Here is a 13508-nt window from a genome sequence, read left to right as displayed (position 1 = left end):
CTACCCCCGCCGCTGTAGGCCACGCTCGCCAGCGCGGACGTGGGAGGCGAACCGTTCCGGCGCCCGGCGGACGGCGGTCTCTACGGCGTCGATGACCGGCCCGTCGCCGATGCGGACCTCGGCGACGACGTTGACCGTGGGCTCGATCGGCGTGACCGGTCCGGCGGTGCCCAGCCCGTAGGCGGGGCGGGGCGCCGGCAGCTCGGGCAGCGCCAGCGAGGGGCCGGCGGCGTTGACCCCGAGGGTGAAGTCGCGGCCGATGTCTGCGGTGATGCCGGCCAGTTCCGACCGCAGTGCCGGGACCTGCCCGGTGATGCCGTCGATGAGACCGGCCATGATCAGCCGCCCGGACGGGGCCAGGATGCGCCGGTCTACGGCGGCCGGGCCCTTCCAGTCGGGCAGCAGGTCAGTGATGGCGCGAAGCCTGGACTTGAGCCGCTCCACCATGGAATTGATGCCGTTGATCAGGCCGGCGATGATGTCGCGTCCGGCGTTGACCAGCCACGAACCGGCGCCGGAGAACACACCGAGCACCCGCGAGCCCAGCGACGACAGGGCGTCGGCGGCGCGGCCCGGCAGCGACCGGACGAACGCGACGGCCTGGTCGACTCCGGCGGACACGGCGGCGTTCGCCCGTACCCACACCTCGGCCAGGAACGCCGCCGCGCGGTCGCGCAGCGAGGAAACCGCGGCGAGGGCCCGGCCCGGCAGCGACGACCACCACACCAGCACCGAGGCGATGCCGTCGGCGACCCACAACGAGAAGTCGACGAACAGCCCCAGCGCCCACCCAGCCAACTGCGAGGGCAGCCCGGCCAGGGCGGCGAGTGCCCGCCCCGGTAGCGCGAGCAGCCACGACAGCGCGGCCTTGCCGCCCGTGACGATGGCGTCCCAGACGAGCGACCAGTCAAGATCCTGGAGCCACGCTGTCAGCAGGCGCCAGCCCTGAGCGCCCTTGTCGGCGGCGCCGGCCAGCCACACAAGCCCCTTGGCCAGCGCCTCGACGACCGGCACCAGGACTTTCGCGGCCATGAACTCGTGCAGGGGCCGAAGCAGCGTCAGCAGCGACGTCGCCGCCGCAAGCACCATGACGATGATCTTGCCGGCGGCCATCAGCAGGGGACCCAGCAGCGGGAGCAGCGCCCGCACGGTCGGCATCAGGTCGGCGACCAGGGCGGCAATCAGGGGGCCCAGCTCGGCGCCGATCTCGGCCAGGACGTCGGCCAAACCGGATTCCGACAGGGCGTCGACTACGGCCGTGACCAGAGGTTCTAGGCTCTGAAGGGCGCTGCCCAGCACCCCGGCCAGCACGGCGGCGATCTTGCCGACCAGCGGGAGCAGGGGGGCGGCGGCCCGCACGATCGACCCCAGCGCGCCAGCAAGGGGGATCAAGGCGGGGCCGAGGGCGGCCAGCCCGTCGGACAGCCCGGACGCCAGGGCGTCGAGCGCGCCGGAGTCCACTAGGGACTTGACGATGCCGACGATGGCCGACGCGGCGGCCTGGAGCCCGGGGCCGAGCAGCCCGGCGACCTTGAGCAGGGCCGGGGCGAGCACCGACCCGAACCCGGCGGCGAGCGTGGTGACGATCGGCAGCAGGGTCCGGATGATCCCCGACGCCGAGGCAAAGAAGTCGATCAGTGCGGTTTGACCGGCGCCGGCCGACAAGAACTGATTGACGGCGGTGAGGATCTGCTCAAGGTTGTTCAGCAGCCCGCCGCCGGATGCCTGCGCGGCGGAGAACACGGCGCCGAGGATGCCGCCGACCTGAAGGAGAATCCCGCCGATCTGGCGCAGCGTGGCGCCGACCTGGCCGACGAACTCGGCGAGCTTGCCCGACTCGGCGGCGGCATTGACGAACTCGGCGGCCTGGCGGGCGGCGTCGGCGAGCCCGGACCCGACCCGGCCGATCGCGGGAGCAAACGCGCCGACGATGTTGCCGACGGCCTGCATGATCGGGATGGCGGCGGCGCCCCAGCCGTGAACGCCGACGGTCGCGGCGTCCAGGGCGGCGACGATGCCCCGGATGAACTCGGGCGTCTGCGCACCCTTGGCGAACTGGCCGAAGACGAGCCCGAACTCGCCGCCGATGCTGGCCAGGTGCCGCGACAGCAGCGGCAACCAGGTCCGCACCAGCCCTTGGACCTCAACCGACAGCGGCCCGAATACGGCTTGCTGCACTCCGGCCTTGAGGGCGTCAAGCGCCGGGCGGGCGCGCAGCAGCTCGCCGACGAACGCCCGCGCGCTGGGCGCCAGCTTGGCGAGCGCCTCGGGGTCACCGGCCAGGGCGTCGCCGACGCCGGAGAAAGCGAGCTTGAGCGTGACCAGCGCGGCGGCGCCCGTAACGGCGAGGGCGGGAATCGCGCCGAGCGCCCCGGCGGCCGGGGCGAGGGCCGCGACCAGGTGCACAGCCTGGGTGACCATCCCGGCCAGCGCGGCAGCGCCCACGGCCAGCTTCGACCCCTGGGCGAGGAACCCGAGCGCGCCCCGGCCCTTGCCGGCCAGCGCCCCCAGCCCGGCGAGGGCGGCGGACAGGCGGCGGGTGTCGGCGGTGACCGGCACGTCGATCGACGTCGAGCGTTCGGCGACGGCGGCGGCGCGGCGGACCTCCCCGACCATGCCGGCCGTGTGCACGCTGGTCGGCACGTCGATCGTGACGGCCTGGGCGCGGCGGGCGGCGTCGCGGACCTGGGCGACGAGCTGCTCGCCGTCGATCTCGGTGCGAATCCGCAGCACCGTGCGGGCCTCGACCCGCTTGAGGTAGCGGTCAAGGGACTTGGCGAAGTCCGCCACGTTGGGCAGCACGCGCACGAACACGCGGCTTGCCTCGACACCACCGGGGCCCTGAGCCACCTATGCCACCCCCGAACGGTCCGGGGGCCGGCGGCCCGATCAGGTGAACACGGGGCGGGCCCCGGGCAGATCAGCCACCCGAACAACGCGGCGGGTGGGGCGAGCACCAGGGCGCGGCAACGGGGCCGGCGGGCGGACGCGCTTGCGGGAGTTGACCTGGATCACGGCGTGCGTGGTGGCCTGGGTGGCGTCGACCAGGGAGGCGAGCAGGTGCTCGGCCAGCCCCCAGCCGTCATGTTCGGAACCGCGGAGCGCGACCGCCAGGCGCGACGTCGGCCCTAGCGCCGATACGAGCACCGCCAGGCGGCGCAGCGTCAGGCGCCCGGTCCACAGGTCGCCTAGCGCCGCGACCGGCGCGAGGTCCGCCTCGACCGGCCCCGCGTGCTCGACGAGGAGGCGCGCGAGGCCACAGATTCCCCCGGGCCCACGCCCAGCGCCCCGAAGTAGTCGGCGATCATGGCGCCGATCTCGGTGCCGGAGAACGGGGCGGTGTCGAACGCCTCGCGGTCGGCCGTGGGCAGCGCCGAGCGGAGCATGTCTTCGGCGACCGCTGAGACCTCGATCGCCTCGGTGGCGGCGATCTGGTGGTCGGCGCGGCCGGCGAGGCGGTCGGCCAGGGTCGCATACCGGCGCAGCGCCGCCGGGCGGATGTCGAGCTGTCCGAACCGCCACACCCGCCCGTGCATGGTGCGCACGAGCAGCGGGTCGCCCGGGGCGCGGGTCGCCTCGGCTGCCAGAGCGTCAACGTTCATCGCAGACCTTCCCTATGAAGTTGTGCGCAGACCGAAAGGGGTGCCCCGGGGCGGGCGGGTCTGCGGCGGCGTCCGCCCCGGGGTGACTGGGTGGCTAGCCCCCGGCGGGGGTGCCGAGGTTCGGGGCGAGCCACTGCATCAGGTGCGCGGCGGCGGCGTGGTCGAGTACCTCGGCCTCCAGCTCGAACCCGGCGAAGTCCCCGGGGCTGGCGGTGACCTCTCCGGCGGCGGAGATGGCAACCTTGGCGACGTAGATGTCGGCTTCCTTCGAACCGTCCACGAGCCGGATGAACAGGGCCCGCTCTACCGGGACCGGGGACTTGAGCACACCGAACGCGCCGGGCGCGCTGATGTCGCCGCCGCCGAAGTACATCGACAGCGAGGCGTTGTCGAGCTGAAGCGCGGTCCACCCGAGCTTGAGCGAGATCTCGTCGACCGACACCCGCACGCCGGCCCGCGCGCGCCACGTCTTGCGCTTGGTCTTGCTGATCTCAAAGGAGATCTTGAGCCCGTCCTCGGACGTGTGGCCGGTGTCGGCCCACGGAGCGGCGGGGTTGGTGAGGCTGGCGGGCTTGGCGGTGCCGGCGGGTGCGTCGTACACGTAGCCGATTCCGGGGATGATCAGGGCGTCGTCAGAAAGCGCCATCGGCGCGACCTCCTTCGAGGGAAGCGCCAGGCGGCGCGGCGGTGAGGGGCTTATCGGGTGGTGAGCTGCACGGTCGCGGTGTGCCGGTGCAGGTGCTCGGGAGCGCCGGGGTCGGGCACGGCGGTGGGGCCGGCGAGCACGGCGGCGCGGACGATGACGCCCTCGGGGAGCACGACGCCCCGGGCGAGGGCCAGCTCGTGCAGCACGGCGAGCAGCAGGGTCCGGGCGTGGGCGCGGTGCGGGCCGTGCCATGCCTGTAGGTGGATCGCGGGCCGGTCGGACAGGGCCCCGCCGCGCCAGCTCGGCGCGCTGGAGACGCCGCCGATGCGCTCGATGACGACCAGGGGCACGCGCTCGGCGAGGTCGACGGGGCGCTCGGTACCGAAGCGAATCCCCGCCAGGGCGGGGCGGGCGCGCAGGTACGCGAGGGCGAGGCGCTCGGCGTCGGGGAGCATCAGGCACCCCCGGCGACGTCTGCGGCAGCGCCGCCGAGGGCGTGCATGCCCGGCACCGGGCGGCGGGACTTCTTCTGTAGGTGCCCGAACTCTTTGGATTGCGCGGCGGGGTCGTCGGACTCGACGCGTAGGTCGGTCTTGCCTTTGCCGATGTAGAGGGACTCGGCGAACGTCCCGTCGTCGGAGTGCTCGGCGGCGCGGGCTTTCGCGGCGGCGAGCACCTGCTCGGCGACGGCACGAACCTCGGCCTTGACGACCGGGAGGCGGGCGAGGCGGCGCTCGATGCCCTTGCGGGGCTGGGGCATCAGGTCACCTCGCTCGGCGCAGGATCACCCGCCAGTAGGCGACGGTCTGGTCAGGTGAGCCGTGGCGTTGGGCCGGGCCGAGCAGCTCGAACCGGACGCCATCAGAAACCGCGGCCGACCACGCGTCGAGCTGGGCGGCGTCGCCGTCGAGGTAGGCGACGAGCTGCTCGTCGCTGCCTGGCCCGTCGCCGGCCTCGCGGGTGCGGTGCGGCTGCACGAACGCGGCCACGTCGACCCCGACCGGGCCGGGCCGGCGGACCGGGTTGCCGTCCGGGTCGAGCGACGCCTCGGAGTAATGGACGGTGAGGGTGTGCGGGAGGATCACCAGTCGGCCCAGCTCTCCCACGCCAGCAGGTCGCCGCCGTACCCGTCGCCCTTCCACAGGGTCGAGTCGGACACGTCCACGTCGCGGACGGTCGGCACGGACACGAGCGAACCCGTGACGTTGACGGCGGCGAGCAGCATGCGCCGCTCAGGTTCGGTGAGATACACCCCGCCGCCCGGCTCGTCGCGGGCGAACCGGCGGGAGTACTCCCCGACCGTCTCGGCGCTGAGCCCCTGGGGGTTGGTCAGCGCGCGGACGGTCGCGGCGGCGGCGACCACCCCCAGCACGTCGGGCCGCGCCGGGTCGAGTCCCCCGCCGGGGCCGACCCACGCGCGGCCGGTGGTGTGGCGGATCTCGGCGGACACGTCGTCGAGCAGCGCCAGGGCGCGGGCGCGCTGCGGGCCGGTCAGGGTGCGGGCGAGGCGGGCCTCGACGGCGGGCAGCTCGGCGAGCGGGGGCAGCATCAGGGCGCCCCCTACACAAGCGTGAGCTTGACCGCGCGCACGAAGTCGGGCGCCGTGCCGGCGTCGGGGCCGTCCGGCCCGTCGGCGACCACGTTGGTACCGGTGAACACGGACACGACGGAGCGGTCGCGCAGGTACGCGGCGTCGTAGTCGCGGAGCCAGCGCATCGCCATCGACGCGTAGGACTCCGACTGTCCGAAGGTGGCACCGTCGGGGACGGCCGGGGCGCGCATCGACAGCACGTAGGCGGAGCGGTGGAAGGCGAACCCGACGCCCGCCGGGAGCGCGTTGGACACGTAGATGTCGAAGCCTCGCAGGCGTCCGAGCTTGGCCTCGGTGAGCACCGAGTCAGAGCCAGACTCGTTGACGCGCTTGAGGGCGTCGGCCTTGAGGAACAGCGACTCCATGTCGGTGCCGACCACGACGAACCGCTCGGACATGGGCACGTTCTGCTTGTTCAGCGCGGCGCGGGCGTCCACGAGCGTGTTCTCGGGCTTGTTCGCGTCGAGCACCAGGGACGTCGCGTAGGTGGCGCCGGTCATCTCGGCGGCGACCTGATCCTCGATGTCCTCGGCGATGGCGCGCACCTGGGGGGCGAGGATCTGCTCGCCGAACGAGCTGATGTCGAGGGACAGCTCTTCATCGGTGACGCTCGCGGCGTGGTAGACGTGCGTGTCGAGGCTGACGTCGACCTTGGTCTCGGTCAGGTCGTCAGTGACGATCGGGTTGGTCCGGTCGCGCAGCGCCAGCCGGCGGGCCTTGGCACGCGCCGGAACGCGCAGCGACACCGTGTCGTTGAACGCGCCCGTGAAGTCGGGCGCGGCGTCACGCCACACGAGCGCGGGCAGCACGATCTCACGCTGAAGCAGGCCCAACGCAGTCTTGGCGATGACGGAGGGCTTGAGGAAGGTGTGAGCCACGGCGGGGTACCTCCAGAGGGTCGAGGGGTGGCCGGTCGGCCGCCGTGGCGGTGGGGCCGAACGGGAAAGCGGGGGTTAGAAACGCGACCGGCGGACCTGGCCGGCGAGCTTGGCCGGGTCGGTCTCCTCCGGCGGCGCGGTCGGGTCGGCCCCGGCGTGCAGGGCGGCGACCGGGCGGCGGGCGACCGGTGGCGCGGTGGGGGTCGCCCCGGCGAGGCGCGCAGCGAGCAGCTCCGCGCGGGCGGAGATCTCGGCCTCGGTGCCCGAACCGAGCAGCGCGGCGAGGTCGTCGTCGAGTCCGTGCCGGCGGGCGAGGCGCTCGCGGAGCAGCTCGGCGCGCAGCTCGGCGACCTCTCCGGAGGGGTCCGGCGCGGCGGCCGGGGCGGGCTGCGCGGCCGGTGGCGGGGTGGCCTTGGCCTTGGCGAGGTCGGTGCGGAGTCCCTCGATCAGCGACCAGGCGCGGTCGGCGTCGAACGGGGTACCGTCGCGCTCCCACGGCGGCGCGGTGCCGGTCGGCGCCGGGTCGGTGGGGGTGCTGGTCGGCTCCTGGCCGGTCGGGTCATCAGACACGGTGTTGCCCTCCTGGGGCTGTGTGTGGGCATAAAGAAACCCCCGGGCCGCTGGGGCTCCGGGGGCTGGTGGCGCTGGGGTCAGGCGTCGTAGTCGACGACGCCCGGGTCGTGGGGATGCTCGGCGAGGTAGGCGCCGACCCAGCGGCGGGCGACGATGCGGTCGCGCCCGTCGCCAGCCGGGTTGTACGGGCACTTGTTCAGGCCCAGCCCCCGACGCCCCGCGAAACGGCCGGCGCGCAGGGCGGCGAGCAGCTCGACGCGCGTCGGGCCGGACGGGGCCGGTTCGGGGCTGGTCACAGGAAGTCCCTTCCGTTGCCCTGCATCCGGGTCCGGGCGGCGGCGACGACATCGGCGTCACGGTTGAGCAGCGCGGCCCGAAACTCCGTGAGCGTCTGCCGGGGCGCCTGCTCGGCCCAGAAGCGTTGCAGGTCCTCGGAAGCGTACTTCCGGGCCCTGGCGGTGGTGCCCGAGAACAGCGACAGGGGGTCGATGCCGGCGGCCTCGCCCGCGCGGGACAGCAGGTGCCCCCGGGTGTGGTTCTCGGCCTCGATGTACTGGAGCGCGACCCACTCGTCGTACAGCCGCCGTACGGTCTGCTCGCGGGTCTCGCCCGTGATGCGCTGGGCGTCGACGGCGGCGGCGCGTTCCTGGCGGTCGAGGTCGGCCGGGTCGAGGTTGTACGCCTCGGCGTAGGCGTCCTTGTAGTCCCAGCCCTTGGCGAGCAGCGCGTCGAGGTGCTGCTCGGGGTCGTGGTGGTCGTAGTCGAGCCACGGGTCGCCGGCCTCGCGGTCGGCGTCGCGGTGGGCGAGTTCGGCCTCGATCCGGGCGACCACGGCCGGGTTGCCCGCGTGTTCGTCGTACAGGTCGACGAGTTCGGAGTCGAGCAGCTCGTCGAGGGGCACGCCGTCGAGCGGGTCCGGGTCGGGTTCCGGGTCGGCCTCGCGGCGGTCCATCTCGGTGAGGACGCGTTCGAGGTACGCCTCGTCGGGTTCCGCCGTCGAGCTCCACCGGGCGAACTCGTCGGCGAGCGCGTCGTCGTCGAGTTCCGTGAGGGCGGCGTCGTCGAGCTGACCGGTTGCGGGCGCGTCCGGCTCGGTGTCGGCGGGTTCCCGGTCGGGTTCCGGCGCGGTTGCGTCGACCAGCTGCTCGCCCGGTTCCGGCGCGGGCCCGGCGGTGTTGCGGTCCTTGAGGGCCTGGCGGAACGCGTTCAGCGGGTCGCGCGAGCCTGCGGCGACGTCCTGCCAGAGCTTCTCGTACTCCCGCCCGTTGCCGGGCCAGGGGTCGTCGAGGGAGTAGACCGGCACCACCTGGCAGGCGCACCCGTCGTGGTACGCCTCGCCGTCCTCGGCAACGGTGGCCCCGTGCGCCGACTTGTACACCGGGCCGCGACTCAGCAGCATCGCGCAGAACGCGCAGGGTGAGCCGTCAGAGACACGCGCCCAGCCCAGCGCCAGCCGGTCGGCCTTGACCGTCTCGCGCACCAGGTCGCGCCCGCCGTCGAGCACGTGCCGCGACGCCGCGCCGACCGCGCGAACGGAGGCGACCCGCGCGGCCTCGGCCACCGTCAGCCCGTCACGGGTCCGGCGGCGGATCGTGGCCGGGCCGGTGACGAGAAGCGAGGTCCGAACAGCGTCGGAACTCACCGGAACCGGGGCCGGAACTGGGGCGGGACCGAGCGCCCGGGGTAGTGCGAGGCGCCGGTACTCGCCGACGTAGCGCGTCGACAGCTCGGCCGAGCGGGCGCGGTGGGTGTGCACGAGCGGAACCGCGAGGCGCAGCCAGCGCGGCGCGGTCGCGGCGATCCGGAACGGGTCGAGCACCGGCCACAGGTCGAGGAACTCGGCGGCGAACCGAGCACGCACGCCGAGCTGGGCGCGGCGGTGCTGCTCGGTGAGCGCGGTACGGTCAGCCAGCCTCGCCGCCATCGTGTGCCCCCGCCGTTCCGGTCGGCCGGGCCTGCCGGTCGAGGGTGTCGGCCAGGGCAGCGAGGGGGTCGGAGTCGCGGCGCAGCGCCTTCCACTCGTTGACCTCGGTCTGAGTCACGCCCGGAATCCGCGACCAGAGAGCCTCCGGCGGAATGCCGAGCATCGTCGCGGCCTTGCCGAGCGCGTCGACAATCTGCGACAGGGAACGGGCCTCCATATCGCGCCAACGGACCTCGGCCGCCGTTTCGCGCGCGCCCTCCTCGTCGCCCGCGACGGCGGAGGCGAGCTGTAGCACCTGTTCCCAGTTCTCGCCGAACCCGGTCTCGTACTCGGTGCGCTTACGCGTCTGGCCGTCGCGCGCTGCGGCGAGCGCCTCGGCGCTGAGGTTGGCGAGCTGGCCGAGCAGGTCTGAGGCGGGGGTCTGGGAGATGACGGCCATGTGCCGCATCGACGCGTCCGCCGACTCCAGCAGGGGCGAGAGGTTCGCGCCGTCGAGCTGCCCGAACCGGGTGTCGGGGTCGGCTGCCATCAGCAGGCGGCGGGCGTCCACGGCCAGGGGCCGGGGCTTGCCGTCCGCGTCGACCTCGGGGGCCATGCCGGTCACGTAACGGATGGCGAACGACCCGAACGACTGGCTAACCAACAGGTCGAAGATGGTTTGATTCAGCCGGTCCTGAGAGTCGATCAGCGGCTCGACCTCGCCGAGCACCCTGCCCTCAAGGTCCGGCAGCGCCCGGAACGCGATCACGGGGCACACGCCCGCGCCGTGCCACTCGGCCCGCACGAACGTGATGCCGTCGCCCCGGTCGGCGCTGAGGTAGTAGACGTGGGTGGCGTCGTACAGGCGCAGCGCCCACCCGCCGCCCGGGGCGGGGTCGACGCGCAGCACGTAGCGCGGCCAGTCGTCGTCGGCCGGGTCGTCCCACGCGGCGATCATGCGGCGCGGGGACACGCCCCGGATGACGGGCATCGACACCTTGGTCAGCGGGTCGACGCCCGGCAGCACCAGGACGTAGGCCGTGCCGTAGGTCAGCGCCGCCCGGTGGATCGCGGTCTGTCGCGCGTCCATGCGGTTGGCCTGCCAGTGCGCCCAGCCCCGGCCCGGGGTGCCGTCGCTGCGCTGGAAGTTCGACACGTACAACGCCTGAGCCACGCCCGACACGACCAGCGGGAGCAGGTTCGTCCGGGCGCGCTCGGCGAGTAGCTTGTACTCCTTCGACGCAGACTTGGGCGTGTACGGGCCGGCGTGCTGGCCGCGCATGTACTTGTCGATCCGGTCGAGGCGCTGGCGCTCGGTGCGAAACCGCGGCAGCAGCTCGGCGGCCAGCTCGACTACTGCGGCCGGGTCGAGGGCGGGGACCAGGGGCACAGTCACCCCCTCGGGTCAGAACGACCAGACACGGCCGGTTCGGTTGCTGCGGCGCTTGAGCAGCGCCCCGGAAGCGATCAGGTCGCGGCGGGCCTGGCGGGCGCCGACGGCGCAGACGATGAGATCGACCTTGCGGTCGGAATTTCGGGATTCCTTGCCCAGCCCCACCCCGTACCGGTTCGGCCGGCGGCGGGCGTTGAGGGCGTGCCGGCGTAGCCGGGGGTCGCCGTCGTGGGACAGGGCCCGGTCGGCCAGGTCGACGAGGGTGCGCTCGGCGGCGGCGGTGAACTCCCGCACTCGGGTGCGCATGTCCCAGGCGGTCGCGTGCGCCCGCTGGCCGGTGGTGGCCTGGATGAGCAGCCGGTCGCCGTACTCGTCGCGCCAGAGGTCGACGTGCTGCTCGAACTCGCGCACGTCGCAGTAGAAGGCGACGACGTCCCAGCGGCCGAAAGCCTTACGCACGGCCAGATTCACGGCGTCGCGGTTGACTTCCCAGCCCTCGCCAGCGGGGCCGGCGGGCTTCTCCCACGCGTCGATGACGAACGTATGCCCGTCCGACACGCAGCAGCCGACCAGGCCGCTCGCGTCGTTGGACTTGGAGCCGTCGAAGAACATGACGACCGTCTCGCCGTCCTCGACCACGCGGCCCGGGTCGGCGCACGCGTCCCACTCCGGCGCGGTCAACCACCCATCGGGGGCCGAAACGACCTGGTTGAGGTAGAAGCGGCGCGACATGCTCGGCGGCGTGCGCGGGTCCTGGATCTCGGCGACCAGGCGGTCGACGTCCAACCAGATCGAGTCGCCCCGGGCCGCGATCAGCCCGGCCCGCAGCGAGGCAGGGTCGGCGAGGTCGGTGTCGGGCGGCGCCTCGATCGAGTCGTACAACAGCCCATCGGCGATGCTGCGACCAGCCTGGATCGACAACCACGCGTCGTAGTCGCGCTCGGCGTCGCTGTCCTCGCCGGGCTCATGCGCGTTGGTGATGGCGAGCGCCCTGGACGCCCCGTCCCTGGACTTAGCGGCGTTTCGGGCGATGACCTCGGACATCTCGTGCCCAGAGTTCGACCCGATCCAGTGGTGGTTTTCGTTCTTGATGACCAGGGTCGCGCGGCCACCTTCCAGCGCGCGGGGCGAGCTGGTCACGGCCTCGATACGCCCGCCCCGGCGGCTGTGGATGATCTCTTTGCCGAGGTCGATGCCGAACTCTTCGATCGCCTTACGCGACAGCATCGGCCCGAACAGGGTCATGGTGTTACGGGTCTGATCCCGGGACACGGCGGCGATCTGCACCCACGGCGCGGGGTGCGGGACCACGATCGGAGTGCCGTCCGCGCGCCACCCGCCGAACCGGCACGGGCCGACGAATTCCAGGCTGGACACTGCCGAGGCGAGGGGATCTTTCCCGGCGCCCTTGAGGCGGCGATACACGGCGTACCGGTTCGTGAACTTGCCGCGCTCGTCGATCGCGTAGAACCAGACCAGGAAACGGGCCTGTTCCGGGGTGAAGCGCCACGGGCGACCGGCGTCGGGCCCGTCCGGCTGGAGCAGGTAGCGGGCCGACCAGGCGAGCATGTCCCAGCCCAGCGACCAGCGCGGCAGCCCAACGGGGCCGATCCTGACAGGCTCGACGCGCGGCGGGTCAGCCGGCGCCGAGTGCACGGCGGTACTCATCAAGCGCCGTCACCCCCGCGAGGTCCTCGTCGCCCTGGTCGCGCTCGATCTCCATGCGCACACGCCGCCGGGCGGCCTCGGTGGTCAGGAGGTCACCCATCGCCGACCAGACCGCGGCGAGCATCTGCGCGGACACCCGCCCCGAGTTGAGATGGCGGGTCAGGTCGTAGGCGAGCAGCCGGGCCGCCTGCCAGTCGGACGGCTCGAAGTACTGCGACTGGCCGGACTCGGCGAGGGACGAGTACCAGTCGGCGGCCAGCTCGTGCGCCGGGAAACCCAGCGGCGGGGCGTCAACCGGCTCGGCCGCCGGGGTGATGCTGGTGACCGGCTCGCCAGCGTTACGACGGCGGCGCTGGTCGGAACGCTTGGGCACTGGGCCACGGGTGGCGGGCATCGCTCACCCCCAACGGTCATGTGCGGGCAAGGTTCAGCGACATTCGCAAGTGCACACGCGGATCGGGCATTCTGAGAACCATGCATGAGGTGGGCGAGCGCGACCATTCGATCTGGGGCGACACCGACGCCGAACGCGAGCACTACTGGGAACGCGCCTATGCGGCAGCGCAGTGGCTGCATGACGCCCCGCTACCCGTCTCAAACAAGATGTGGGAGGTAGCCATCCGGTGCCCAGTACGAGGGTGCGAGCTGGCAGGGGTGTACCGGCTTCCACTCCGGGATGACCACGATGGCGGCTCTCGATTTATCTTTCTGGCCTACACGAGACGAAGTACTTCATACGGGTTCCTCAACTGGCCCTTGTCGATGAATCCAGACGGGCCGCCGATGCACTGGGTTGCGACTGGTTGTCCGCACGGTCAAGCCAAATTGGATCTTATGTGGATGAGATGGGCCGTCAATCTGGTGAACTGTCCACCGGAAGACCTTGAGGACCTGAAAGCCGCATTCGCTGACGAATCGCCTACCACGCGGTATAGCGTCGCAAGGCAAACCTTCCACCCACCAGCTGAGACCTGGCGCGCGAAGCGGTGAGGCTAGCTGGTAGCGTTCGAGGCTGAATATTGGAGCCCGTCTGCATCAAGGTGAGTGTGCGACCAGCAAGAGATTGGTTTGCCCGCCGCAGCGCCCGGATCTGGCTACCGGGAACGACCCCGAAGGGTTGTTCTTCCATGCCAAGTGTTGGCTTCCTCCTGCTGGCTGGCCTCTCGACCTCCGCGATCGTAGGTCTCTTCAGCTACCTGCGGCACCGCGCTTACCTGCGCACTGCGCAGTACCTGTGCGACCAGCACGGGCTAC

The 13508-nt window shown here is 72.5% G+C and carries 15 protein-coding genes; all 15 read right to left on the bottom strand.

All coding sequences use genetic code 11. The features are described 5' to 3' along the window. Complete coding sequence (locus IW245_RS34040) at nt 1–2814, bottom strand: hypothetical protein (RefSeq protein WP_197007211.1); 2814 nt, start codon at nt 2812–2814, stop codon at nt 1–3. 75 nt (nt 2815–2889) lie between these two features. After that, nucleotides 2890–3147, bottom strand: coding sequence for a hypothetical protein (locus IW245_RS34035; protein ID WP_197007210.1), 258 nt, complete (start codon nt 3145–3147; stop codon nt 2890–2892). A 41-nt stretch (nt 3148–3188) separates the two neighbouring features. Beyond that, a complete protein-coding gene (locus IW245_RS34030; protein WP_197007209.1) occupies nt 3189–3602 on the bottom strand; it encodes a hypothetical protein in 414 nt (137 codons plus the stop codon). A gap of 94 nt (nt 3603–3696) precedes the next feature. Then, nucleotides 3697–4248, bottom strand: coding sequence for a phage tail tube protein (locus IW245_RS34025; protein ID WP_197007208.1), 552 nt, complete (start codon nt 4246–4248; stop codon nt 3697–3699). Between the two features lie 50 nt (nt 4249–4298). Next, entirely contained in the window at nt 4299–4703 is a 405-nt protein-coding gene (locus tag IW245_RS34020) for a phage tail termination protein (RefSeq protein WP_197007207.1), read from the bottom strand. Continuing rightward, complete coding sequence (locus IW245_RS34015) at nt 4703–5008, bottom strand: DUF5403 family protein (RefSeq protein ID WP_197007206.1); 306 nt, start codon at nt 5006–5008, stop codon at nt 4703–4705. The genes IW245_RS34020 and IW245_RS34015 overlap by 1 nt, the downstream gene beginning before the upstream one ends. A 4-nt stretch (nt 5009–5012) precedes the next feature. Beyond that, complete coding sequence (locus tag IW245_RS34010) at nt 5013–5333, bottom strand: hypothetical protein (RefSeq protein WP_197007205.1); 321 nt, start codon at nt 5331–5333, stop codon at nt 5013–5015. Beyond that, nucleotides 5330–5797 (bottom strand): Gp19/Gp15/Gp42 family protein, encoded by a 468-nt coding sequence (locus tag IW245_RS34005; protein ID WP_197007204.1) that lies wholly within the window; start codon nt 5795–5797, stop codon nt 5330–5332. Before IW245_RS34005 ends, IW245_RS34010 begins: the two co-directional genes overlap by 4 nt. A gap of 11 nt (nt 5798–5808) precedes the next feature. Next, nucleotides 5809–6717 carry a phage major capsid protein gene (locus tag IW245_RS34000; protein WP_197007203.1) on the bottom strand — a complete coding sequence of 303 codons (909 nt, stop codon included), beginning with the start codon at nt 6715–6717 and terminating at the stop codon, nt 5809–5811. Between the two features lie 75 nt (nt 6718–6792). Beyond that, the gene (locus IW245_RS33995) at nt 6793–7287 is read right to left on the bottom strand and encodes a hypothetical protein (protein WP_197007202.1); all 495 of its coding nucleotides are present in this window, start codon (nt 7285–7287) and stop codon (nt 6793–6795) included. A gap of 80 nt (nt 7288–7367) precedes the next feature. Then, nucleotides 7368–7586 (bottom strand): hypothetical protein, encoded by a 219-nt coding sequence (locus IW245_RS33990; RefSeq protein WP_197007201.1) that lies wholly within the window; start codon nt 7584–7586, stop codon nt 7368–7370. After that, entirely contained in the window at nt 7583–9214 is a 1632-nt protein-coding gene (locus IW245_RS33985; RefSeq protein WP_197007200.1) for a VG15 protein, read from the bottom strand. The genes IW245_RS33990 and IW245_RS33985 overlap by 4 nt, the downstream gene beginning before the upstream one ends. Then, nucleotides 9195–10583 carry a phage portal protein gene (locus tag IW245_RS33980; RefSeq protein WP_233473219.1) on the bottom strand — a complete coding sequence of 463 codons (1389 nt, stop codon included), beginning with the start codon at nt 10581–10583 and terminating at the stop codon, nt 9195–9197. The genes IW245_RS33985 and IW245_RS33980 overlap by 20 nt, the downstream gene beginning before the upstream one ends. 15 nt (nt 10584–10598) lie before the next feature. Continuing rightward, nucleotides 10599–12254: a terminase large subunit domain-containing protein gene (locus IW245_RS33975; protein ID WP_197007199.1), complete on the bottom strand. Its 1656-nt coding sequence runs from the start codon at nt 12252–12254 to the stop codon at nt 10599–10601. Continuing rightward, nucleotides 12223–12648 (bottom strand): phage terminase small subunit, encoded by a 426-nt coding sequence (locus tag IW245_RS33970; RefSeq protein ID WP_197007198.1) that lies wholly within the window; start codon nt 12646–12648, stop codon nt 12223–12225. The genes IW245_RS33975 and IW245_RS33970 overlap by 32 nt, the downstream gene beginning before the upstream one ends. Between the last annotated feature and the right edge of the window lie 860 nt (nt 12649–13508).

The sequence above is a fragment of the Longispora fulva genome (assembly GCF_015751905.1).
GTDB classification, from domain to species: Bacteria; Actinomycetota; Actinomycetes; order Mycobacteriales; family Micromonosporaceae; genus Longispora; species Longispora fulva.
The sequence above is the reverse complement of the archived record's forward strand: the minus strand, read 5'-3'. Positions and strand labels throughout refer to the sequence as shown.